The organism is Streptomyces sp. NPDC031379 (assembly GCF_055569615.1).
In genome coordinates this window covers 376,369-398,762 of sequence record NZ_JBVIIT010000003.1, presented here as the reverse complement: position 1 = coordinate 398,762, position 22,394 = coordinate 376,369, and the positions used below count along the sequence as shown (strand labels likewise).

Sequence of the window (22,394 nt, the reverse complement as noted above, 5' to 3'; positions counted from 1 at the left end):
TCAGAGGACCTCGTGCGCCGTCCGGCGGTACGCCGAGCGGCGGTCGTCGATGTCCTGCCAGCGGTCGCCGTAGACGTTGCGGGTGATGGGCGGCTCGCGCAGGAAGTCGTGCGGGAATCCCAGCGGCACCGCGCTCACCTCGTCCAGGCGGGCCACCGCGTCGGCGTCCAGCCGTAGACCGCTGCTCGCCAGGTTGTCGGCCAGCTGCTCCGGCCCGGTCGCCGAGACGAGGGGCACGACGTTGCCGGGACGGCCCAGCAGCCAGGCCAGGGCCACCTGCGCGGGACTGCGGCCGTACTGCTCGGCGATGTCCAGGACGACACCGATGACGTCCTCCTCCCATGCCTCCGGCTCGATTCCGAGCGTGTCCAGCCGGCCGCGCTCCCCGCGCCGGTACTTCCCGGTGAGCTTGCCCGACGCCAGCGGTGCCCAGGCGAACACCGCGAGGTCGAACGCGCGTGCCTGCGGCAGGAGTTCACGCTCCGGGGTCCGCTCCAGCAGGCTGTAGCGCAGCTGCGAACCCGCGAAGGACGTCCAGCCCCGCAGCTCGGCCAGGGTGTTGGCCTGGGCGATCTCCCAGGCCGGCCAGTCCGACACGCCCACGGACAGCGTCTTGCCGGAGCGCACCAGGTCGTCCAGCGCGCGCATGACCTCCTCGACGGGGGTGAAGTTGTCCCGGGCGTGCACCCACAGCACGTCGAGCCGGTCCGTGCGCAGCCGCTCCAGGCTCTCCTCCACCGACTGCACGAGGTTCTTGCGGTGGTTGCCCGCGGAGTTGGGGTCCCCGTCGCGTGTGCCGCACGTGTACTTGCTCGCGAGGACGAACCGGTCACGGCGCCCGGCCAGCAGCCGGCCGAGGATCCGCTCCGAGCTGCCCGAGGTGTAGTTGTTCGCGGTGTCGAGGAAGTTGCCGCCCGCGTCGGCGTAGGTGTCCAGGATCCGGGCGCTGGTGGCCTCGTCGGCACCCCAGCCCCAGTCCTCGCCGAAGGTCATCGTGCCGAGCGCGAGTTCACTGACGCGCATCCCGGTCCTGCCGAACAGCGTGTACCGCACGTGTGCTCCGTTCCAGATCGGAAACGAACAGGTCGTGCGCTCGACGCTAGGGATTGGAGTGCGCTCCAGGGCAAGCCGGTACCTTCGGCGGAGCGGGCGCTCCGCGGGGCCGGACCGAGCCGCCGGGGGGCCTCAGCCCTCCTCGCCCGCCCGGTGCACCCCGAAGGCCGCGCCCTGCGGATCCCGGAGCACCGCGATGCGCGGCCCGTCCGGCACCGAGACGGGAGCGACGACCACGGCACCGCCCGCCTCCGCCGCCACCTCGGCCGTCGCGTCCACGTCGGCCACCGCGAAGTACGGCAGCCAGTGCGCCGGCACCTCGGGCGGGAACCGGTCCGCCATGTCGGCCATGCCGCCGAAGTCGCCCCCGTCCACACCCCACTGCGTGTACCACTGCGAGGCGTTGACGCTCCAGCCGAACACCGAGGTGTAGAAGTCCCGGGCCCGGTCGGTGTCCCGGGTCGCCAGCTCCACCCAGCCGAGCGCGCCGGGCGCGTTGAACAGTCCGGCGCCCGGGAAGGACCGTGCCTGCCACAGTTGGAAGACCGCCCCCGTCGGGTCGGCGGCCACCGCGAACCGGCCCATGTCGAACACGTCCATCGGGCCGAGGAACACCGTCCCGCCGGCCTCCTCCACGCGCCGGACCGCAGCGTCCGCCTCGGCCACCGCGAAGGAGACGTTCCACGCCACCGGCTGGGACTCCTGGTACAGCGGGCTCAGGGCGGCCACGGCCGCGTCCCCCAGATGTGCCACCGTGTACCCGCCCGCCTCCTGCCGCGGGTCAGTCTCCGGCCGCCACCCGAACAACTCGGTGTAGAAGCGCTTGGCCCCCTCCAGGTCGCTGGTCCCCAGCTCGGTCCAGCAGGGACCGCCGGTCACCGGCCTGTCGAACTTCATGGCGGCTCCTTCCGGCCGGGGCGGTCCGCCCGCAGAACCGGAACAGTCTGCTCCGTGGGGCCGGAGTGATCCGCCGAGCGGGGAACCGGAGCGGCCTGCTGCGTGGAGGACAACCTTCTCCCGCGCGAGAGGGCTCCTTTCCGCACGCTAGCCCGCGTCCCCGGCCCCGGCCATCCGAACCCCCCCGCACGGCACCGGCCCCCTAGATCCCCGGCCGGTAGCGCAGCGGATGGTCCGCCGGGACCTCCACCAGCGCGATGCGGGTGCCGTCCGGGTCGGCGATCCACATCTCGATCAGGCCCCACGGCTCCTTCACCGGCGGACGGACGATCTCGACGCCCTTCGCCCGCAGCTCCTCGTGCGCGGCCGTCGCGTTCTCGACCTGCAGCCAGAGCGCGACGGCGGGGGAGGGCGGGGTCTCGGAGCGCCCGGAGACCTCCAGGAATCCGCCGCCGAGGAAGTAGACCGTCCCACGCTCGGGGCCGGTACCGAACTCGCGGTAGACGGCGAGCCCCAGTTGCTCGCCGTAGAAGACGCGGGAACGTTCGGGGTCGGTGGGCCGCAGAAGTGTCCGGCCGCTGAGTACGTGCACCATGCAGGCGGAGCCTAGTGGCAGGGTTACCCTCATCCCTGGCTCAGCCACGCCCGAGATCGGAGACCGCCCCATGGACACCGCCGCCACCGGACTCACCTTCCGTGACGCCACCGACGCCGACGTCGACGCGCTCGTCGCCCTGGTCGAGTCGGCGTACCGCGGGGACGCCAGCCGGGGCGGGTGGACCACCGAGGCGGACATCCTGGACGGTCAGCGCACCGACCCCGAGGGCGTCCTGGAGGTGATCAAGTCGCCCGACAGCCGGCTGCTCACCGTCGAGCAGGGCGGCCGGATCGTCGCCTGCTGCCAGCTGGAACACCGTGGCGACCACGCCTACTTCGGCATGTTCGCGGTCAGCCCCACCCTGCAGGGCGCGGGCCTCGGCAAGACCGTCATAGCGGAGGCCGAGCGCCTGGCCCGCGCGACCTGGGGCGTCACCGAGATGCACATGACGGTGATCTCCGTACGCGAGGACCTGATCGCCTGGTACGAGCGCCGCGGCTACCGCCGTACGGGACGGATGTCGCCGTTCCCGTACGGCGATGAGCGCTTCGGCATCCCGCAGCGCGCCGACCTGCAGTTCGAGCTGCTGCTCAAGCCGCTGGTGTGACGTGCGCGCCGGGGACCGGGCGCCGGGTCACGCGGTGAAGCGGCCCGTGCGCTTGATCTCCGGATAGTCGGTCGTCGCCCCGTCCAGCTCCAGCGCGCGGACCAGCCGCAGATGGTCCTGCGTGTTGACCACCCAGCCGATGATCCGCAGCCCGGCCGCACGCGCGCGCTCGACGACCTCCAGGGTGAGCCGGCGGATGTCGAGACAGACGGTCGCGGCGCCCACGGCGACGGCCCGGTCCACGACGTCGGTGCCGTAGCGGCTCGCGACCAGCGCGGTCCGCACGCCCGGCACCAGCCGGGCGATCTCGGCGACCGCCTCGTCGTGGAACGAGGACACCTCCACGCGCCCGACCAGGTCCCGCCGGTGCATCACGTCGGCCAGCGCCCGGGCCGCCGCCACGTCCTTGATCTCGGCCTGCAGCGGCGTGCTCACCGCGTCCAGCACCTCCTCGAAGACCGGGATGCGCTCCCCGCGGCCCGCGTCCAGGGTGCGCAGCTCCCCCAGGGTCTTCTCGGCGATCGGCCCGGAGCCGTCGGTCGTCCGGTCCACCTCCGCGTCGTGCATGACGACGAGGGCGCCGTCCTTGCTCAGATGCAGATCCAGTTCGATCAGGTCGAGGCCGGCGTGGTGCGCGGCGACGAAGGAACGAAGGGTGTTCTCGGGCTCGACACCCATGACCCCGCGGTGACCGATGGTAAGGAAGTTCAAGGTTCGACTCGCTTCCGTCGACGGCGGCTCGGCACGCGCGGGACGGGCGGACGCCGTCGTCCGCGCGGGCAGGGTCGCAGCCTAATGGCCTGGACCCACGATGAACCCGCATGTGCGCGGGTGATCGGAGCGCGTGGCGGGCGCCCACTGGCCGGTATCCGCTCCCGCCGTCACCCGGGCGTGGGCGATTCCCCACACCCTTGACCGTCCGGTTTGACCCGATCACGGCCACTCCGTTCCCATGCAGGATGCAGTGGAAGTGAGCGTGGTCACGGTTTACGGCAGGAAAAACATCGGTGACCAAGGGGCTGGGCAGAATAATTTCCCGGGCTGCCTCTTGCTGGGAGAAACGGGGTATGCATACGGTGTCCATACGCGAGGTTCTCCCGTGGAGGATGGGACATGACGGAAATTCTTGTGCAGGCCGGTGCGGAGGAGCAGGTTCCTTCGCTGACCAGGGTGGTTGAGCACCCGGCTTGGCCCGTGCTCAAGGATGCCGTGGAGCAGATCCGGCCATGGCAGTCGAAGGATGGATCGATCGACTTCGACGCTGACGGTGCGCCGCAGCGGGCCGACGCCTTGGCGGCCGTCGACCGTGTCGTCGACACGGTCGAGCAGCTCTCCCCGCTGCTCCCGCACGACGCCGCGTACCACCAGGCCCTCGTGAAGGACCTGCGCCGCTGGGCCGAGGGCGGCTTCGAGGTCCCGGACTTCCTGGACTCCCTGCTGGCCTTCCAGCCCGCCGCCGACCGCACGGACGGTCTGCAGCACCTGGTCGTCTTCCCGATGTACACGCAGAACGGCAACCTGGACCGCAACCTCGAGGCGGTCGTCCTGCGCATGGTCTGGCCGGACTGGCTGGCCGAGCTGGAGCGGACCCGCTACGACAACCCGCTCTTCTGCGGCATCACGTTCGAGGACTTCACCTCGGGCTACGACACCAACTCCGCCGTGCTCTTCCCCGAGACCATCGCCGTGCGCGAGGCGCCGGAACGTTTCTCCTGGGGTGGCATCTTCTGTGACCGCGAGGCTGCCCGCTTCCGCCGCGTCACCGACGCCGCCGTCGGCCTGCTCGGCCTGGAGCTGCCCGAGGACATCGCCGCGATGGTCCACGACCAGAAGCGCTGCGAGGAGGCCTTCGTCCTGTGGGACATGGTCCACGACCGCACCCACAGCCACGGCGACCTGCCGTTCGACCCGTTCATGATCAAGCAGCGCCAGCCGTTCTGGATGTACGGCCTGGAGGAGCTGCGCTGCGACCTCACCGCCTTCAAGGAGGCCGTGAAGCTCCAGGCGGACGGCGTCCCGCAGGCCCGTGACGTGCAGTACGCGGTGCTCTTCGACCGCATGTTCCGCTTCCCGGTCACCGGCGACCGCGTCCGCAACTACGACGGCCTCGGCGGCCAGCTGCTCTTCGCCTACCTGCACAAGCACGACGTCGTCCGCTGGACCGACAACAAGCTCGCCATCGACTGGGAGCGCGCCCCGCAGGTCACCAACCAGCTGTGCGCCGAGATCGAGAAGCTCTACCGGGACGGCATCGACCGCCCGAAGCTGGTGCACTGGTTCGCCGGCTACGAGCTGGTCGCGACCTACCTCGCCCCGCACCCCGGCTCGAAGTGGGCCAAGGGCCCGGACGCCCTGGACCTGACCCAGCCGCCGCGCAAGCTCGTGGACGACGTGCTTCCGGACGAGTTTCCGCTGAGCATGTTCTATGAGGCCCTGTCCAAGAAGCTGAAGAATGTGATCGCCTCCACCAAGGGCATCACGGCGGACGGCGCCGAGCGGATCGCCGCGTGAGCGACCGCGTCCGGAACACTGCTTCAAAGGGGAAGATCATGGTGGGGAACGGCGCTCTCAGCGGTGCGGTGATCGCGGTGGCCGGCGCGGGCGGACCCGCGGGGCGCGCGACGCTGCTGCGACTGGCCGAGGCCGGCGCGACGGTCGTCGGGGCGGACAACGACCCGCAGCGGCTGTCGGAGGCCGTGGACGCGGCCCGGTACGCCTCCGGTGGCGCCACCGTCACCGGCGACACGGTGGACCTGCTCGACCTGCAGTCGACCCGGGACTGGGCGGCCCACATCGAGAAGGACTTCGGCCGGGTCGACGGGCTGGTGCACCTGGTCGGCGGCTGGCGCGGCAGTGAGACCTTCACGAAGACCAGCCTCGACGACTGGGACCTGCTGGAGCTGCTGCTCGTCAAGACCGTGCAGCACACCTCCCTCGCCTTCCACGAGGCGCTGCAGCGCAGCGAGCGCGGACGGTACGTCCTGATCAGCGCGGCCGGCGCGAGCAAACCGACCGCGGGCAACGCCGCCTACTCCGCGGCCAAGGCCGCGGCCGAGGCGTGGACGCTGGCCATGGCCGACTACTTCCGCAAGGCGGGGGGCGAGGAGGGTCCCACCTCCGCGGCTACGATCCTGGTGGTGAAGGCGCTGGTGCACGACGCGATGCGCGCCGAACGCCCCAACGCGAAGTTCGCGGGCTTCACGGACGTCACGGACCTGGCCGAGGCCATCGAGGGCGTCTGGAGCAAGGCCCCCGCCGAAGTGAACGGAACCCGTCTGTGGCTGACCGAGAAGCCGTGAACCCTCCCAAGACCGACGCGCGTCGCCACCACGACCCGCTGGTCCGCGGTTTCGCGAGTGACAACTACGCCGGAGCCCACCCCGAGGTGCTGGCCGCCCTGGCACTGGCCAACGGCGGCCATCAGGTGGCGTACGGAGAGGACGACTACACCGAGAACCTCCAGCGGATCGTCCGCAGCCACTTCGGGCCCACCGCCGAGGCCTTCCCGGTCTTCAACGGCACCGGCGCGAACGTGGTCGCGCTCCAGGCGGTCACCGACCGCTGGGGCGCGGTGATCTGCGCCGAGAGCGCGCACATCAACGTCGACGAGGGCGGCGCCCCCGAGCGCATGGCCGGCCTGAAGCTGCTGACGGTGCCCACGCCCGACGGCAAGCTCACGCCCGAGCTGATCGACCGGCAGGCCTGGGGCTGGGAGGACGAGCACCGTGCGATGCCGCAGGTCGTCTCGATCACCCAGAGCACGGAGCTGGGCACGCTCTACACCCCGGAGGAGATCCGCGCGATCTGCGAGCACGCCCATGCCCGCGGCATGAAGGTGCACCTGGACGGTTCCCGGATAGCCAACGCGGCCGCCTCCCTGAACGTGCCGATGCGCACGTTCACCAACGCGGTCGGCGTCGACATCCTCTCGCTCGGCGGGACGAAGAACGGCGCGGTGTTCGGCGAGGCGGTCGTGGTGATCAACCAGGACGCCGTCAGGCAGATGAAGCACATCCGCAAGATGAGCATGCAGCTCGCCTCCAAGATGCGCTTCGTCTCGGTGCAGCTGGAGGCGCTGCTCGCCAAGGACCTGTGGCTGCGCAACGCCCGGCACGCCAACGAGATGGCCCAGCGGCTGGCCGAGGGCGTCCGCGCGGTGCACGGCGTGGAGATCCTCTACCCCGTGCAGGTCAACGGTGTCTTCGCCAGGCTGCCGCACGACGTGAGCGAGCGGCTGCAGAAGCGGTTCCGGTTCTACTTCTGGGACGAGGCGGCCGGAGTGGTGCGCTGGATGTGCTCCTTCGACACCACGGAGGAGGACGTCGACCTGTTCGTCGCGGCGCTCAAGGAGGAGATGGCGCGCTGACGCCACATCCTGCATAGATATGCGGTCACCTGAAAAGTCATTGACGCTCGGGTGATCGCATTCCTATGCTCTGCGGGCATGGAGCTGATCCAGAACACCGCCGATCTTTCCGCCTACTTGGCTGCCGACGAGGTCATCGACCATCACCATCCCGTGGTCCGGGAGGCGGCCGCCCGGCTCGCCGAGAACGCATCCGACTCGTATGAGTATGCGCGTGCCGCGTTCGAATTCGTCCGGGACGCCATCCCGCACTCCCAGGACTCCGGTGACCTCCGCGTCACCTGGCGCGCCTCCGACGTTCTGAGCCTGGGTACCGGCATCTGCTACGCCAAGTCCCACGCGCTGGCCGCCCTGCTGCGGGCCGAGGACATCCCTACCGCGCTCTGCTATCAGCGCCTCGGTGACGACCGGGGCGGCCATGCGGTGCACGGTCTGGTCGCCGTCCGCTTCCATGGTGCGTGGCATCGCCAGGATCCCCGCGGCAACAGACCGGGCGTGGACGCGCGGTTCTCCCTGGACGGTGAGCGGCTGGCCTGGATCCCCGACCCGGCATCCAAAGAGTTGGACTACCCGGTCCTGTACGCTGAACCGCACCCGGTCGTCCTGCGCGCCCTGAAGGCGGCCCCGGACCGGCCCTACCTGTGGAAGACGCTCCCCGACGCGCTCTGAGGCTGGGGCAGATGACCTTCACGCTCGCCGTGTCCAACGAGGTCCGTGCCCTCGCACCCGGCTTCACCCATGTCGCGATCGAGGCGTACGACCTGGTCGACGGTCCCACCGCGGCGAGTTCGGCCCTGCCCGCGGGCCGGGAAGAGGCGATCGAACACCCCGAGCCCGGCGAGGTGGTGCGGTGCGACGACGCCGGGGTGACCTGCCGCCGCTGGAACTGGCGTCAGGGGCCCCGCACCCGGCTCACCGAGGGGACGGTCTCCGGCACCTCCCTGCTGGAGACCCTCGCACCGGTGCCGGTCGCCGAATCGGCGGCCGCGGGTGCCGAACTCGCCTGACTTCCCTAGAAGTTCAGCCCTGGGGTGCGCATCGAGGTGCACGCTCCGGTGACGGCCAGAACCCCCGCCCGACCGACGGCGCCGCACGCGCCGGGTCCCGTCGGCCGTCGTACGGCGCCCTGCGCGCGGGCCTCAGTGGGCCTCGGCCGCGCGCAGCTGCTCCGTCGTCGGCGCCGAACCGCCGAGGTGCGCGGGCAGCCACCAGGAGTCCTCCGGGCCCTTGGGACGGCCCGGGTAGGCGCGCTGCGCGGCGTCCAGCAACTCCTGGACGCGCTCGCGCAGCCGGCGGGTGATGGCACCGGCGTACTGGTCGCGAGGTGCCTCGACCGCCTCGCCGACGCGGATGGTGACGGGCAGGTGGTTGCGCTTGAAGTTGCGGGGCTGGCCCTTCGTCCACAGCCGCTGCGTGCCCCACACCGCCATCGGGACCAGCGGGACACCCGCCTCCTGGGCGAGTCGGGCCGCACCGGACTTGAAGCTCTTCAGGGTGAAGGACTGCGAGATCGTGGCCTCCGGGAACACGCCGATGACCTCGCCGGAGCGCAGCGAGTCCAGCGCGTGGGCGTAGGCCGCCTCGCCCTGCTTGCGGTCCACCGGGATGTGCTTCATGCCGCGCATCAGCGGCCCCGAGACCTTGTGCCGGAAGACGGCCTCCTTGGCCATGAAGCGCACGAGGCGCTTCTGCGGCAGGGCCGCGAGGCCGTTGAAGATGAAGTCCAGATAGCTGATGTGATTGCTCACCAGCACGGCGCCGCCCGAACGCGGGATGTTCTCCGACCCCTGGCAGTCGATCTTCAGGTCCCAGACCTTGAACATCGTCTTGGCGAATCCGACGACGGGACGGTAGACCAACTCTGCCATGGGCGTGACGGACCCTTTCTGCTCTGCTCGGGAAAGGGGCTCCCGGCGGGAAGCTACGCAGCCGTAGGTTTACGGCGTCTCGCAGATCGTGCCCGAAGAACGGACGGGTAGCCAGTCCTGGTGCCCCGCGGCGGCGAGATCCTCGTCACGTCGGAGTACATCCCGCCTCGGATCGTCAAGCCCTTTTCACTCCGCCCGTACCGTGGCCCTCTTCACGAGCAGGAACATCTCGCAGCCCAGGCAGTACCCGAAGACCGTGTTGAGGAAGGCGGCGGCGAGCGCGGCCGCGGTCGCGACGAGTCCGAGCCAGGCCGGCCCCACGGTGAACCCGACCAGACCGAGCCCCGCGAACAGCAGCCCCACCGCCTGCGCGAACCGTGGCGGCTCCGGTGCCTCGAACTCCGTCGGCGGGCCGAGGCGGGGACGCACCGCCGTCCGGAACGCCCAGCCGTACGGGGAGCGCTGCGCGCCCCCGGCCGCGCCGAGCGCGAAGACCAGCGTCTGCCAGCCCAGCACCCAGGCGTTGCCGGTGACGAGCGCCGCCGCCAGCACGACCGTCGTCACGGCCGCCCCGAAGCGCGGCCCCCTCACATCGATGTCCATGAATCAAGCATTCCGCAGCGGAAACCCTTCGGGGAGGCGGGAATCTTTGCAGTCTCGTGAATGCTTGTGCAGATGATGACCGGACTGGTGGTGTGTGCGGCGGTGCTCGCCGTGGCGAGCGCCTACGGAGTGCTGCACAAGCGGAGGAGCGGGAGAGTGCGGGTGCGCGGGCGGGACGACGGCAAGCGGCTCGGGGCGGCCGAGCTGGGCGGCGAGCTCGGCGAGCGGGCCACCCTCGTGCAGTTCTCCAGCGCCTTCTGCGCGCCCTGCCGGGCCACCCGACGGGTCCTCGGCGAGGTCGCCGCAATGGTCCCCGGCGTGACCCACGTCGAGATCGACGCCGAGGCCCGCCTGGACCTCGTACGCGAACTGGAGATCCTGAAGACGCCCACCGTGCTGGTGCTCGACGCCGGCGGCCGGGTGGTGCGGCGGGCGGCCGGACAGCCCCGCAGGGCCGATGTCATCGCGGCCCTGGGGGAGGCGGTATGAGGGGCCCTCAGGAGGCGGTGCGGCACTTCCCGGATACCGGACCGTACTTGACTGTGCGTGCCACCTATCGTCAGCCTGACCGTATGCCGACCGAACTCCTTCTCCATGAGCGGGTCCATGTGGACCTCGCGCGCACCGCGAGCGCCACCTGTCCGGGCCGTTGAGCACCGACGGCCCAGCTCGTGACCTCCAGCAGAAGGACAGCTCCATGACGGCCACGCCCGCACTCGGCACCCCTCGCCTCGCTTCCCCCGACCTGTTGCGCTCCGCCTTCCGCCGGCATGCCGCCGGTGTGGCGGTGATCACCGCGCGCGGTGACGCCGGCCCGGTCGGGTTCACCGCCACCTCCCTCACCTCGGTCTCCGTGGAACCGCCGATGGTCTCCTTCGGCATCGGTACGGGCGCCTCCAGTTGGCCCGCGATAGCCGAGGCCGGCCACGTCGGCGTGCACGTCCTCGGCGAGCACCAGAGCGAGCTGGCCGCCACCTTCGCCCGCAGCGGCGCCGACCGCTTCGGCGCGCCGACCGCCTGGCGCGAGGGCCCGGAAGGCGTACCGGTGCTCGACGGCGTGCTCGCCTGGCTGGTCTGCCGGATCGTCGGGCGCGTCCCGGCCGGTGATCACCGCATCGTGCTCGCCGAGGTCGTCCTCGGCGATCCCTCGGGCTCCGGCCGCCCCCTCCTCTATCACCAGGGCCGCTTCAACGGCCTGCGGGATTGATCACGCCTCCTCGTCCTGCGCGGCCGTCGGATTCCGGTTACGCTGCGTTGCGAAGGTCACAGTTCAAAGCGCTTGCTTAGCGGGCATGAACTGGGTGTACTGACGAGTAATGTTTCGGTCGGAGCGCGCGGACGCCCCGACCGGGATCGGCCGCTTCAGGCGCCTATGCTGCCTGCAAGAGGCAGCCCGGAAATGACGATGCAGTAGGAGAGCCGGCGTGAGCTTGAGGATCGTTGTCACTGTGAAGTACGTGCCCGACGCCACTGGCGACCGGCACTTCGCCGATGACCTGACCGTCGACCGCGACGACGTGGACGGTCTGCTCTCCGAACTGGACGAGTACGCGGTCGAGCAGGCGCTGCAGATCGCGGAGGACGCGGACGACGCCGAGGTCACCGTTCTGACCATCGGCCCCGAGGACGCCAAGGACGCGCTCCGCAAGGCCCTGTCGATGGGCGCCGACAAGGCCGTCCACGTCGAGGACGACGACCTGCACGGCACCGACGCCATCGGCACCTCCCTGGTCCTGGCCAAGGCGATCGAGAAGGCCGGCTACGACCTGGTCATCTCCGGCATGGCCTCCACCGACGGCACCATGGGCGTCGTGCCGGCGCTGGTCGCCGAGCGCCTGGGCGTCCCGCAGGTCACCCTGCTCTCCGAGGTCTCGGTCGAGGACGGCACGGTCAAGGGCCGCCGCGACGGCGACGCCGCCTCCGAGCAGCTCGAGGCGCAGCTCCCGGCCGTCGTCTCCGTCACCGACCAGTCGGGCGAGGCACGCTACCCGTCCTTCAAGGGCATCATGGCGGCCAAGAAGAAGCCGGTGGAGTCCTGGGACCTGTCCGACCTGGACATCGAGGCCGAGGAGGTCGGTCTCGACGGCGCGTTCACCAAGGTCGAGACCGCGACCGAGCGTCCGGCCCGCACGGCCGGCACCATCGTCAAGGACGAGGGCGAGGGCGGAAAGCAGCTCGCTGAGTTCCTCGCGGGCCAGAAGTTCATCTAAGGGCTCGCCCCCGCTGACCGCCCCTCAACTTCGTTACGCAGGAGAGCAATCCCATGGCTGAAGTCCTCGTCTACGTCGACCACGTGGACGGCGCCGTCCGCAAGCCCACCCTGGAGCTGCTGACCCTGGCCCGCCGCCTCGGCGAGCCCGTCGCCGTCGCGCTCGGCAACGGCGCCGCCGACACCGCCGCCACGCTCGCCGAGCACGGCGCGGTGAAGGTCCTCACCCACGACGCGCCCGAGTACGCCGAGTACCTGGTCGTGCCGAAGGTGGACGCCCTGCAGGCCGCCCACGAGGCCGTCTCCCCGGCCGCCGTGCTGGTCCCGTCCTCCGCCGAGGGCAAGGAGATCGCCGCCCGCCTGGCGCTGCGCATCGGCTCCGGCATCATCACCGACGCCGTCGACCTCGAGGCCGGCGACGAGGGCCCGGTGGCCACCCAGTCGGTGTTCGCCGCGTCCTTCACCACCAAGTCCCGTGTCATCAAGGGCACCCCGGTCATCACGGTCAAGCCGAACTCGGCCGCCGTCGAGGCCGCCCCGGCCGCCGGTGCGGTCGAGGCCCTGTCCGTGACCTTCTCCGACAAGGCCACCGGCACGAAGGTCACCGGCCGTACGCCGCGTGAGTCGACGGGCCGTCCGGAGCTGACCGAGGCCGCGATCGTGGTCTCCGGTGGCCGCGGTGTGAACGGCGCGGAGAACTTCTCGATCATCGAGGCGCTCGCCGACTCCCTCGGCGCGGCCGTCGGCGCCTCGCGTGCCGCGGTGGACGCCGGCTGGTACCCGCACACCAACCAGGTCGGCCAGACCGGCAAGTCGGTCTCGCCGCAGCTGTACATCGCCAACGGCATCTCCGGCGCCATCCAGCACCGTGCCGGTATGCAGACCTCCAAGACGATCGTGGCCGTCAACAAGGACGCCGAGGCCCCGATCTTCGAGCTGGTCGACTTCGGTGTGGTCGGCGACCTCTTCGACGTCGTCCCGCAGCTGACCGAGGAGATCAAGACCCGCAAGGGCTGAGCCCCTCCACGGCGTACGAGGCCCCTGTGACCGGCGCGGTCACAGGGGCCTCGGTGCATTCTGGAAGCGTCCCGGAAGGTGTTGACCAGCGGGAACCACCCCGGATAACTTCATTCTACGGATTGTTGATTCCGTACAGCGGAAAATTGGAGGGTGTGGGATGGGTCAGCAGGAGAAGGTGGCGACGAGCCTCGCGGGCGCCGTCAGCGAGGAGATCAGCGCCTCCCTCGCGCCGGTGGACGCGGAACTGGAGCGCCGCTATCCCGGAGACCCCGGCACCCGGCAGCCCGTCCACACCGTCTACGTCCCCGGTGACGCCTTCGCCGCCGACACCCTCCGCTCCTGGGGCGACCGGGCCCTCGCCGCGCTCGACGAGCATGCCCCGGACGCGGCCTCCTTCGCGGCCGTCCTCGGCCTCTCCGACGACCTCGCCGAGCCTGTCTACTCCCGCGTCCGCGCCAAACTGGAACGCGAGCCCGTCGAGGACCTGCGCGTCGACTTCGAGGACGGCTACGGCCCCCGCCCGGACGCCGAGGAGGACGAGACGGCCGCCCGCGCGGCCCGCCTGATCGCCGAGGCGTACACGAACGGCACGGCGGCCCCGTACATGGGCATCCGCATGAAGTGCATGGAGGCCGCGGTACGCGACCGGGGCATCCGCACCCTCGATGTCTTCCTCACCGGTCTGATGGAAGCCGGCGGACTGCCCGAGGGCCTCGTCCTCACCCTGCCCAAGGTGACGTACCCCGAGCAGGTGAGCGCCTTCGTCCGCCTCCTGGAGGCCTTCGAGAAGGCCCACGGCCTGGACGCCGGACGCCTCGGCTTCGAGATCCAGATCGAGACCAGCCAGTCCATCCTCGCCACCGACGGCACCGCCGCCGTCGCCCGCATGATCCAGGCCGCCGAAGGCCGCGCCACCGGACTGCACTACGGCACCTTCGACTACAGCGCCTGCCTCGGCATCTCCGCCGCCTACCAGGCCAGCGACCACCCGGCCGCCGACCACGCCAAGGCGATCATGCAGGTCGCCGCGGCCGGTACCGGGGTCCGCGTGTCCGACGGCTCCACGAACGTCCTCCCCGTCGGCCCGACCGCCAAGGTCCACGACGCCTGGCGCCTGCACTACGGCCTCACCCGCCGCGCGCTGGCCCGCGCCTACTACCAGGGCTGGGACATGCACCCCGGCCACATCCCCACCCGCTACGCGGCCGTCTTCGCCTTCTACCGCGAAGGCTTCGAACAGGCAGCCGGCCGCCTCGCCCGCTACGCCAACCGCGCCGGCGGCGACGTCATGGACGAGCCCGCCACCGCCAAGGCCCTCAGCGGCTACCTGCTGCGCGGCCTGGACTGCGGCGCCCTCGACATCGCCGAGGTCGCCCGCCTCACCGGCCTGACCCGCGCCGACCTGGAGGGCTTCGCGGCCCCCCGCCGCGGCGACCTGACCGCCTCCGCGCAGTAGCGCGCACCGCGACACGGCACCGACGGCACGAGCCGCCCCCGCCGACCCTCGAGGAGGGCGACAGGGGGCGGAGGCGTGTCCGGAACCGTCCGACGCTCGTCCTCCGGCTCCGCGAACAGTGATCATGTGTCAGGCAGGACCTAGGGCGGGGGAGCCGACGGCCAGTCACCGGTGCCGGGAACCCCGGGCGGCCGGGCGTGGGCGTACGACTCGAGTCCCGCTGCCGTCACCCACCTCTGCTCGGCGAACAGCCGGGTGCCCCGCGCGCACAGCCGTGCGTCACCACGCGCCCGGGCGCTGAACTCCTCCGGTGTCACCCCGAAGAGCTGCCGCAACGGAGCGGACGCGGCGAGGAGCTGGGTGAGGATCGCACGCTGGCCGGGATGGCGGCGCGGCGTGCCGTCGCCGTTGCGCAGCACCCCGTGCCGGTTGACGTACGAGTACACCCCGGGCAGGACGCGGCCGTCGGCAAGCTCGACGCGCACCTCCGGTGCGGGCAGCCACACCCGCCAGAAGTTCCCGTCGGGCAGCGGCACGCCCTCGCTGGCGTCGATCACGTCGAGCTGCCGGCGGTCGAGCCAGATGACGAACAACTCCCGTGCGGCACGCGAGGACCTGACCGGTGAGGCGGAGACATAGCCCATGCGGCTGACGTGGGCGGAGACGCCCACGTCGACTCCGGTGACCCGCGTCCGCACCATCGGGATGACGCCGTCGATCCCGAACTCGGCCATCTTGTGGCGCAGTTGGGCGGGCGAGGCGTTGGAGCCGACGGCGAGCACCGGCGCCCGGTCGTCGTGCACCAGGCGGTCCAGCGGCAGCATCCGGTCGCCGTGCAGCAGCCCGGAGTCGGCGGGCCAGGTGCCGGGATAGGTCAGCGGATGGTCGCGTGGTGCCAGTGCGAGGCCCAGCTCCTCCAGTGTCGCCATGCTCAGTCCGCCGGCGGCAGCTCGCCGGAGCCTCGGGTGATGAGCCGGGTCGGCAGCTCGATCCGCTCGGGGGCGATCAGGCCGCCGTCCAGCTGGCGGAAGAGGCGCTCGGCGGCGGTACGGCCCAGGGCCGCCGCGTCCTGTGCGACGACCGTGACCCCCGGCTGCAGCAGATCGGCCAGTTCGATGTCGTCGAAGCCGACGAGGGCGACCGGGCGGGACCGCTCGGCGAGGACCCGGATCACCGTGACCGTGACCCGGTTGTTTCCGGCGAAGATCGCGGTGACGGGGTCGGTCCCGGCGAGCATCTCCTCCGCCGCCCGGCGCACCCGCTCCGGATTCGTCGCCCCGAGGGACATCCAGCGGTCCTCGACGGGTATCCCCGCGTCCTCCATGGCCGTCCGGTAGCCCCGCAGTCGCTCCGCCGCGGTGTGGATCCGCGGCATGTCGCCGATGAAGCCGATCCGCCGGTGCCCGTGCGCGATCAGATGCGCGACGCCGCCGCGGGCACCGCCGTGGTTGTCGGACAGGACGACGTCGGCGTCGATCTTCCCGGCCGGGCGGTCCACGAAGACGGTGGCCACGCCCGCTCTGATCTCCGGCTCGAGATAGCGGTGGTCGTCCCCGGCCGGGATCACGACCAGGCCGTCCACGCGCCGTGCGCACAAGGCCAGCGCCAGCTCCTGCTCACGCTCCGGGTCCTCCGCGCTGGATCCGTTGATCAGCAGGGCGCCGTGGGCGCGGGCCACCTCCTCCACCGCGCGGCTGAGGGGGCCGTAGAAGGGGTCCGCGAGGTCCTCGAGGACCAGGCCGATGCTCGCGGTGCGGCCCTTGCGCAGCACCCGGGCGCTGTCGTTGCGGCGGAAGCCGAGGGCGTCGATCGCCTCCTGGACGCGGCGCTCGGTGTCCGGGGTGACGCCGGGCTCGCCGTTGACCACGCGGGATACCGTCTTGAGGCCGACCCCGGCCCGAGCCGCCACGTCCTTCATCGTGGGACGGTTGCCGTAGCGGGTCCCGGAGTGGTGGTCTGCGCGGCGGGTGGTCTCGGGCACGATGCGCTGTCCTGTCCTGTCGTCCGTGTTCTTCCCATGGGGTGGTGCGGCGGTCCATGGGCTTGTATGAGGATGTGGCGTCGAGCATAGAGCCTGGACAACGTTGTCAGATGCGAGAGAGACTGTCCACCGCTGTCTCCGGCCTGCGCCCCCACCGCCTGACCGGCCTGCCTTTCTCTGGTTCTCGAGCTTTCAACGGGGAGATCTGACTCTGATGCACACCGACCTCGTGGCGGCCCTGGACATCGGCGGCACCAAGATCGCCGGCGCGCTGGTGGACGGCGACGGACGGATCCTGGCCCGGGCCCAGCGCGCCACGCCCGCTCAGCAGGACGGCGAAACGGTCATGCGGGCCGTCGCGGAGGTGTTCGGCGACCTCGGCGGGTCGCCCCTGTGGGGACGTGCCGGCTCGATCGGCATCGGCAGCGCGGGCCCGGTGGACGCCTCGGCGGGCACCGTCAGCCCGGTGAACGTGCCGGGCTGGCGCGACTTCCCGCTGGTCGAGCGGGTGCGCGCGGCCACCGGAGGCCTCCCGGTGGAGCTGATCGGCGACGGCGTCGCGATCACGGCGGCCGAGCACTGGCAGGGCGCCGCCCGCGGCCACGACAACGCGCTGTGCATGGTGGTCTCGACGGGGGTCGGCGGCGGCCTCGTGCTGAACGGGCAGTTGCACCCCGGCCCGACCGGCAACGCCGGGCACATCGGCCACATCAGCGTCGACCTCGACGGCGACCCCTGCCCGTGCGGCGCGCGCGGCTGCGTGGAGCGCATCGCCAGCGGGCCCAACATCGCCCGCCGGGCCCTGGAGCAGGGCTGGCGCCCGGGCCCCGACGGCGACACCTCGGCCGCCGCCGTGGCGGCCGCCGCACGCGCGGGTGATCCGGTCGCCGTGGCGTCCTTCGAACGGGCCGCCCAGGCGCTGGCCGCAGGTATCGCGGCCACCGCGACCCTGGTCGAGATCGACATCGCGGTGATCGGCGGAGGCGTCGGCAAGGCCGGTGACATCCTGTTCACGCCCCTGCGCAAGGCGCTCACCGACTACGCGACCCTGTCCTTCGTGCGGCGGCTGACGGTCGTGCCCGCGCAGATGGGCACCGACGCGGGTCTGGTCGGCGCCGCCGCGGCCGCGCTGGCCCGCAGGCCGGACGCGGCCGCGGCGAGTGTCTGACCGCGCGGTTCAGCAGCTCAGCCGGGCGTCCGCCCAGTCCGCGTGGTCCGAGTCGACGCCGTCCCCGCCGTCGCCGACGACGAGCCGGACCGTCCGGGCGCCGCTGACGTCGGCGCTGACCGGCCGGGCCGGCTGCGCGTTGGTCAGCACACCGGTCGAGGCGACCTTCGTGCCGTCCGCCCAGATCTCGAAGGCCACGGTGCCCTTCGCGCCCTTCTCGTCATCCACCCCGACGTCCGCGGTGACCTTCTCGCAGGCCCCGCCGGTGTAGAAGGACAGGTCGCTCAGTGCGTGCACGCCGAGCCCCTTGGCGTACACCGCCCCGCCGATGGTGAGCGGATGTCCGTCACCCGCGGCGCTCTCCCCGTTGCTGGTGTCGCGCTCCACCGGCCCCCAGCCGCTGGTCGCCGACAGCCACGGCAGGTCGCTGAGGTACGACGTGCCGGAGGGCGGTGGCAGGACGACGGACGCGGTCAGCGGGAGGGTGCCGGTCACGCGCTGTCCCGAGGGGGAGCGGTAACGCGCCTGGAGCGTGAGGCCGTAGGAACCCGTCGGTGTCCCGGCCGGGGCGGTCACGCGCCAGCCGGTCCGCAGTGACCTGCCCGTGGCGAGGGCGGTGGCCGTGGTCGCCGACGTGGGCCGCACGCTCCATCCCTCCGGGCCGGTCAGGGAGACGGAGACCTGGCGCGCGGGCGTCCGCCCGAGGTCGGTGACGGTGCTCGTCAGCGTGGCCGGGGCGCCCGCCTCCAGCAACGGGCTGCCGTCCAGGCCGAGTTCCGCGGCGGGAGGGTTGGCGGCCCAGTCCGGGTCGGCCGAGACGCGCAGCAGGACCGTGCCGTGGGCCGGGACGGTGGCGGCGATGGTGCCGGCCGTGTTGTAGGCGCGGTGCTGCCACAGGTCGCGCAGGGTGTAGGCGTCGGCGGCGGGCAGACCCACGGCGCTCGCGCTGGTGGCGATCCGCTGGGCGGCGCCCGACTCGTTGAAGAGGGCCACCGCGCGGCTGCCGTCCTTCATCTCCTTGGCGACGACCCAGCGTCCGGCCGTGGAGGAGAGGACCGTGCCCTGCTTGCCGAGCGGGTCCTGGTCGACGGCGATGACCTCCTTGTTGCCCAGGATGTCGAAGGTCGCCTGGGAGGCCTTGCGCAGATCGGTGCCGATGAGCAGCGGCGCGGCCATGACCGACCAGAGGGAGAAGTGCGAGCGGTACTCGGTGTCCGTCATGCCGCCGTTGCCGACCTCCAGCATGTCGGGGTCGTTCCAGTGGCCGGGGCCGGCGTACGGCGCGAGCGGGAGGTTCTGTTTGAGGATGGACAGCATCGAACTCCAGCTGTCGCTGATGTCGCCGGTGGTCCGCCACAGATGACCGACGTCCGAGGCCCATTCCCAGGGCTTGTTCTCGCCCCATTCGCAGATGCTGTAGACGATGGGACGCCCTGTCCTCGCGGAGGCGGCCTTCAGCGCGTCGCGCATGGTCCGGTAGCGCGTCCGGGCATCGACGCCGAGGTTGTTGCAGTTGTCGTACTTGAGGTAGTCCACGCCCCAGTCGGCGAACTGCCGGGCGTCGCTCTCCTCGTGGCCCAGGGCGCCGGGGAAACCGGCGCTGTTGCAGGTCTTGGTTCCGGCGCTGGTGTAGATGCCGAGCTTGAGGCCCTTGGTGTGGACGTAGTCGGCGACGGCCTTGATGCCGTTCGGGAAGCGGGCCGGATCGGGCACCAGCTTGCCGTTCGCGTCGCGGTCGGGCAGCGCCCAGCAGTCGTCCAGGTTGACGTACTGGTAGCCCGCGTCCTTCAGGCCCTTCGCGAGGAAGAGGTCGGCGATCCCCTTGACCATGGCCTCGTCGAAGTCGGCACGGCAGTGTGTGGAGTTCCAGTTGTTGAAGCCCATCGGCGGGGTGAGGGCGAGGCCGTCGGCCAGGGCGGGCGCGGCGGGCTCCTGTGCGGGAGCCGCCAGGGCGGGGGCCGCGAGACCGCCCGCGCACAGCAGTCCTGCGGTGAGTGCTCCGACCACTCTTCGGCGGGTTGTGCGGGTGTGAGGGTGACGCATCGTTGACGTTCCTCCGACTCGCGAAAGGTGGATGACGGCATGCCGCCGAGCCGGGCCGGCATGCGACCGGGCGAGCGGCATGTACGCGTCATCGGTGCGCGTTCACGGTAGAACCTGTCGGACTGTGTTGGAAGAGGCGCGTTCGGGTTGTCCGATATCCCGTCAAAACCCTTGACGACCGGGCCAATACGCCGTTCCGTCATGGTCGGAAGTTCGGATGTGTTGGCTTCGGGCGGTTCAGGCCTGGTGGTCGCCCCGCCCGACCCGGTAGCGGTAGCCGATCCGGCCACCGCTGGTCTCAGCGGAACTCGTGGACGACCTCGATCCGGCCGACGATGTGGGCGTTGAACTCCTCCAGCTCCTCGGCCGGCACCCACAGCTCCAGGATCGTCTCGCCGCCCGCCTGCCGGACCGGATAGCGGCCGAGGAACTCCGCGTCGACCTCGAAGCGGGTCACGAAGCCCGCGCCCTCGTGCTTGACGTTCCAGTCCCGGGCGATCCGGATCGCGTAGTCCTCGTTGAGGACCGGGTAGAAAATCGGCTGCTCCGGCAGCCGGGGCGGCCACGCCCGCCACGCCAGCTCGCGCACCAGCTCCAGCTCGTCGGGGCCCGTCGGGCGCCAGAGGGTCGTGGTGGAGCGAGGGCCGGTCATGGCTGTGCCTTCCTGGGCGAGTGCGTCGGACACAGAGGTGCGACGACGGTGGTGTGAACGGTTGCGGCGGTGCCGGTACGGCGATCCAGGCCCCGGAAGATACCCGCGGCATACTCGCCGGAGCCACGGGATTTCCCCGCGCTCGCCCGTCGTCGACGCAACCGCGGTGACCTGCGTGACCCCCGGCCGATTCGGCAGTTGATCAGCGCATGAAGAAGCGCAGCATGCTCGCCATCGCCACCCTCGCCGCCGGATTCGTCGTGGCGGCCGTCACCCCGTCCCACGCGGCGGAGGCCGGGCACCTCGGTGACCTCAACGTCGCGGACACCCTCGACGACGCCGGTCAGCTCGTCAGCCACGAGAGTTTGGCCGTCGACGACGACGCCCTCGGCCTGAGGTAGGGGGCGACGGCCTACGGTGTGTGCCGGTGTCCCCGTCGCGGGGGCCCCGGTACTCCCGTACGGGCGCCCTCACCGGGACGGGGTTTCCGTGGCAGGGTGGAGCGGGCAAGCCACAGGGGGCCAACAGAAGAGGGGGAGTCCGTGACCGTCGTCTGGATCAACGGCGCGTTCGGTGCGGGGAAGACCACCACCGCACGGGAACTGATCGACCTGATCCCGAACAGCACGCTCTTCGACCCCGAGGTCGTCGGCGCGGCGCTCACCCACCTGCTGCCGGCCAAACGCCTGGCCGAGACCGGCGACTTCCAGGACCTGCCGATCTGGCGCCGGCTCGTCGTCGACACGGCGGCCGGAATGCTCGCCGAGCTGGGCGGGACCCTCGTGGTGCCCATGACCCTGCTCCGCCAGGAGTACCGCGACGAGATCTTCGGCGGTCTCGCCGCCCGCAGAATCCCCGTGCACCATCTGCTCCTCGCCCCGGCCGAAACGATCCTGCGCGCGCGGATAGCCGGCCGGGAGGTCCCGCCGGACCTCCCCGACGGCGAGTTGCGGCTACGGCAGTGGTCGTACGACCACATCGAGCCCTACCGCGCCGCCCTCGCCGCCTGGCTCACCGCCGACGCCCACCTCGTGGACACCAGCGCCCTCACCCCCTACGAGACCGCCGTGCACATCGCCGAGGCCGTCGGCAGCGGTGCGGTACCCGCCTGTGACATCGTGCAGACCCCCGAGCCGACCGCCGAGACGCTCGCCGCCGGGGTCCTGCTCTTCGACGAGCAGGACCGGGTGCTGCTCGTGGACCCCACCTACAAGCCCGGGTGGGAGTTCCCCGGCGGTGTGGTGGAGCGCGGCGAGGCCCCGGCCCGGGCCGGCATGCGCGAGGTCGCCGAGGAGACCGGGATCGAGCTGCGGGAGGTGCCCCGGCTGCTCGTCGTGGACTGGGAGCGGCCCGCGCCGCCCGGCTTCGGCGGCCTGCGGCTGCTCTTCGACGGCGGCCGGCTGGAGCCCGGCGAGGCGTCCCGGGTGCTGCTGCCGGGTCCGGAGCTGCGGGCCTGGCGCTTCGCCACCGAGCAGGAGGCCGCCGAGATGCTCCCGCCGGTCCGCTACGAGCGGCTCCGCTGGGCCCTGCGCGCCCGCGAGCGGGGGACCGCGCTCTATCTGGAGGCCGGGGTGCCGCTCGGCTGAGCTGGGCCGGGTGGCGGTGGGGTGTCGGTCGGTCGACCCCTGCCGGGCGGTGCTGGGGTGCTTGTCGGCTGTCCCGTGCCGGGTGGCGGTGGGGTGTCCGGTCGGCTGTCCCGTGCCGGGTGGTGGGGTGCCCCTCGGTCGACCCCTGCCATGCGGCGGTGGGGTGTCGGTCGGCCGACCCGCGCTGGGTGGCGGTGGGGTGTAGGTCAGCCGACCCCTGACGGGAGGCGGTGGGGTGTAGGTCAGCCGATCCGCGCCGAAAGGTGGCGGGGTGCCTGTCGGCGGAC

General features: G+C 71.6%; 25 protein-coding genes. 15 read left to right on the top strand and 10 right to left on the bottom strand.

All coding sequences use genetic code 11. From position 1 onward, the window contains the following. The 3 genes from ACZ5CW_RS06705 to ACZ5CW_RS06695 all read right to left on the bottom strand — a co-directional run bounded on the left by ACZ5CW_RS06705 (nucleotide 1) and on the right by ACZ5CW_RS06695 (nucleotide 2,545). On the bottom strand, nucleotides 1-1,053 hold the full coding sequence (locus ACZ5CW_RS06705; RefSeq protein WP_468598990.1) for an aldo/keto reductase: 1,053 nt from the start codon (nucleotides 1,051-1,053) through the stop codon (nucleotides 1-3). Nucleotides 1,054-1,185: 132 nt separating this feature from the next. After that, a complete protein-coding gene (locus ACZ5CW_RS06700) occupies nucleotides 1,186-1,950 on the bottom strand; it encodes a VOC family protein (protein ID WP_468598988.1) in 765 nt (254 codons plus the stop codon). Between the two features lie 202 nt (nucleotides 1,951-2,152). Continuing rightward, nucleotides 2,153-2,545: a VOC family protein gene (locus ACZ5CW_RS06695; RefSeq protein WP_468598986.1), complete on the bottom strand. Its 393-nt coding sequence runs from the start codon at nucleotides 2,543-2,545 to the stop codon at nucleotides 2,153-2,155. 70 nt (nucleotides 2,546-2,615) lie between these two features. On the opposite strand from ACZ5CW_RS06695, the gene ACZ5CW_RS06690 reads away from it, so the two are divergent. Next, nucleotides 2,616-3,155: a GNAT family N-acetyltransferase gene (locus tag ACZ5CW_RS06690; protein WP_468598984.1), complete on the top strand. Its 540-nt coding sequence runs from the start codon at nucleotides 2,616-2,618 to the stop codon at nucleotides 3,153-3,155. 27 nt (nucleotides 3,156-3,182) lie between these two features. On the opposite strand, the gene ACZ5CW_RS06685 is transcribed toward ACZ5CW_RS06690, so the two are convergent. After that, nucleotides 3,183-3,866, bottom strand: coding sequence for a glycerophosphodiester phosphodiesterase (locus tag ACZ5CW_RS06685; RefSeq protein WP_468598982.1), 684 nt, complete (start codon nucleotides 3,864-3,866; stop codon nucleotides 3,183-3,185). A gap of 402 nt (nucleotides 3,867-4,268) precedes the next feature. On the opposite strand from ACZ5CW_RS06685, the gene ACZ5CW_RS06680 reads away from it, so the two are divergent. The 5 genes from ACZ5CW_RS06680 to ACZ5CW_RS06660 all read left to right on the top strand — a co-directional run bounded on the left by ACZ5CW_RS06680 (nucleotide 4,269) and on the right by ACZ5CW_RS06660 (nucleotide 8,528). Then, entirely contained in the window at nucleotides 4,269-5,666 is a 1,398-nt protein-coding gene (locus tag ACZ5CW_RS06680) for a DUF6421 family protein (protein WP_468598980.1), read from the top strand. Between the two features lie 41 nt (nucleotides 5,667-5,707). Beyond that, nucleotides 5,708-6,454 carry an SDR family NAD(P)-dependent oxidoreductase gene (locus ACZ5CW_RS06675; protein WP_468599062.1) on the top strand — a complete coding sequence of 249 codons (747 nt, stop codon included), beginning with the start codon at nucleotides 5,708-5,710 and terminating at the stop codon, nucleotides 6,452-6,454. Next, nucleotides 6,451-7,521, top strand: a complete 1,071-nt coding sequence (locus tag ACZ5CW_RS06670) for a threonine aldolase family protein (protein WP_468598978.1) — start codon at nucleotides 6,451-6,453, stop codon at nucleotides 7,519-7,521. The genes ACZ5CW_RS06675 and ACZ5CW_RS06670 overlap by 4 nt, the downstream gene beginning before the upstream one ends. 78 nt (nucleotides 7,522-7,599) lie before the next feature. Further along, nucleotides 7,600-8,190: a transglutaminase-like domain-containing protein gene (locus ACZ5CW_RS06665; protein WP_468598976.1), complete on the top strand. Its 591-nt coding sequence runs from the start codon at nucleotides 7,600-7,602 to the stop codon at nucleotides 8,188-8,190. A gap of 11 nt (nucleotides 8,191-8,201) precedes the next feature. Then, a complete protein-coding gene (locus ACZ5CW_RS06660) occupies nucleotides 8,202-8,528 on the top strand; it encodes a hypothetical protein (RefSeq protein WP_468598975.1) in 327 nt (108 codons plus the stop codon). Between the two features lie 132 nt (nucleotides 8,529-8,660). Here the strand turns inward: ACZ5CW_RS06660 and ACZ5CW_RS06655 are convergent, their stop codons facing one another. Together ACZ5CW_RS06655 and ACZ5CW_RS06650 are read right to left on the bottom strand one after the other, a co-directional pair. Continuing rightward, nucleotides 8,661-9,389, bottom strand: coding sequence for a lysophospholipid acyltransferase family protein (locus ACZ5CW_RS06655; protein ID WP_468598973.1), 729 nt, complete (start codon nucleotides 9,387-9,389; stop codon nucleotides 8,661-8,663). Nucleotides 9,390-9,575: 186 nt separating this feature from the next. Beyond that, nucleotides 9,576-9,992, bottom strand: a complete 417-nt coding sequence (locus ACZ5CW_RS06650; RefSeq protein WP_468598971.1) for a DUF4395 domain-containing protein — start codon at nucleotides 9,990-9,992, stop codon at nucleotides 9,576-9,578. 75 nt (nucleotides 9,993-10,067) lie between these two features. On the opposite strand from ACZ5CW_RS06650, the gene ACZ5CW_RS06645 reads away from it, so the two are divergent. The 6 genes from ACZ5CW_RS06645 (at nucleotide 10,068) to ACZ5CW_RS06620 (ending at nucleotide 14,677) form a co-directional block, all read left to right on the top strand. After that, on the top strand, nucleotides 10,068-10,481 hold the full coding sequence (locus tag ACZ5CW_RS06645) for a TlpA family protein disulfide reductase (protein WP_468599061.1): 414 nt from the start codon (nucleotides 10,068-10,070) through the stop codon (nucleotides 10,479-10,481). After that, nucleotides 10,478-10,645 carry a putative leader peptide gene (locus ACZ5CW_RS06640; RefSeq protein WP_468598969.1) on the top strand — a complete coding sequence of 56 codons (168 nt, stop codon included), beginning with the start codon at nucleotides 10,478-10,480 and terminating at the stop codon, nucleotides 10,643-10,645. The genes ACZ5CW_RS06645 and ACZ5CW_RS06640 overlap by 4 nt, the downstream gene beginning before the upstream one ends. Nucleotides 10,646-10,689: 44 nt before the next feature. Then, the gene (locus ACZ5CW_RS06635; RefSeq protein WP_468598968.1) at nucleotides 10,690-11,199 is read left to right on the top strand and encodes a flavin reductase family protein; all 510 of its coding nucleotides are present in this window, start codon (nucleotides 10,690-10,692) and stop codon (nucleotides 11,197-11,199) included. 217 nt (nucleotides 11,200-11,416) lie between these two features. Beyond that, the gene (locus ACZ5CW_RS06630; RefSeq protein WP_468598966.1) at nucleotides 11,417-12,202 is read left to right on the top strand and encodes an electron transfer flavoprotein subunit beta/FixA family protein; all 786 of its coding nucleotides are present in this window, start codon (nucleotides 11,417-11,419) and stop codon (nucleotides 12,200-12,202) included. Between the two features lie 53 nt (nucleotides 12,203-12,255). Continuing rightward, nucleotides 12,256-13,218, top strand: coding sequence for an electron transfer flavoprotein subunit alpha/FixB family protein (locus tag ACZ5CW_RS06625; RefSeq protein ID WP_468598964.1), 963 nt, complete (start codon nucleotides 12,256-12,258; stop codon nucleotides 13,216-13,218). 160 nt (nucleotides 13,219-13,378) lie between these two features. Next, the gene (locus ACZ5CW_RS06620) at nucleotides 13,379-14,677 is read left to right on the top strand and encodes a DUF6986 family protein (RefSeq protein WP_468598962.1); all 1,299 of its coding nucleotides are present in this window, start codon (nucleotides 13,379-13,381) and stop codon (nucleotides 14,675-14,677) included. Nucleotides 14,678-14,817: 140 nt separating this feature from the next. Here ACZ5CW_RS06620 and ACZ5CW_RS06615 read toward each other — a convergent pair whose 3' ends face one another. Both ACZ5CW_RS06615 and ACZ5CW_RS06610 read right to left on the bottom strand, forming a co-directional pair. Beyond that, complete coding sequence (locus ACZ5CW_RS06615; protein ID WP_468598961.1) at nucleotides 14,818-15,606, bottom strand: hypothetical protein; 789 nt, start codon at nucleotides 15,604-15,606, stop codon at nucleotides 14,818-14,820. Between the two features lie 2 nt (nucleotides 15,607-15,608). After that, nucleotides 15,609-16,658, bottom strand: coding sequence for a LacI family DNA-binding transcriptional regulator (locus tag ACZ5CW_RS06610; RefSeq protein WP_468598960.1), 1,050 nt, complete (start codon nucleotides 16,656-16,658; stop codon nucleotides 15,609-15,611). A 214-nt stretch (nucleotides 16,659-16,872) separates the two neighbouring features. On the opposite strand from ACZ5CW_RS06610, the gene ACZ5CW_RS06605 reads away from it, so the two are divergent. Then, nucleotides 16,873-17,826, top strand: coding sequence for an ROK family protein (locus ACZ5CW_RS06605; protein WP_468598959.1), 954 nt, complete (start codon nucleotides 16,873-16,875; stop codon nucleotides 17,824-17,826). A 9-nt stretch (nucleotides 17,827-17,835) separates the two neighbouring features. Here the strand turns inward: ACZ5CW_RS06605 and ACZ5CW_RS06600 are convergent, their stop codons facing one another. Together ACZ5CW_RS06600 and ACZ5CW_RS06595 are read right to left on the bottom strand one after the other, a co-directional pair. Further along, nucleotides 17,836-19,869 (bottom strand): NPCBM/NEW2 domain-containing protein, encoded by a 2,034-nt coding sequence (locus ACZ5CW_RS06600; protein ID WP_468598958.1) that lies wholly within the window; start codon nucleotides 19,867-19,869, stop codon nucleotides 17,836-17,838. Nucleotides 19,870-20,167: 298 nt separating this feature from the next. Continuing rightward, nucleotides 20,168-20,521: a hypothetical protein gene (locus ACZ5CW_RS06595; protein WP_468598957.1), complete on the bottom strand. Its 354-nt coding sequence runs from the start codon at nucleotides 20,519-20,521 to the stop codon at nucleotides 20,168-20,170. Between the two features lie 209 nt (nucleotides 20,522-20,730). On the opposite strand from ACZ5CW_RS06595, the gene ACZ5CW_RS06590 reads away from it, so the two are divergent. Then, a complete protein-coding gene (locus ACZ5CW_RS06590; protein ID WP_468598955.1) occupies nucleotides 20,731-20,922 on the top strand; it encodes a hypothetical protein in 192 nt (63 codons plus the stop codon). 141 nt (nucleotides 20,923-21,063) lie between these two features. Beyond that, complete coding sequence (locus tag ACZ5CW_RS06585; protein WP_468598954.1) at nucleotides 21,064-22,107, top strand: NUDIX hydrolase; 1,044 nt, start codon at nucleotides 21,064-21,066, stop codon at nucleotides 22,105-22,107. The last annotated feature ends 287 nt before the right edge of the window (nucleotides 22,108-22,394 follow it).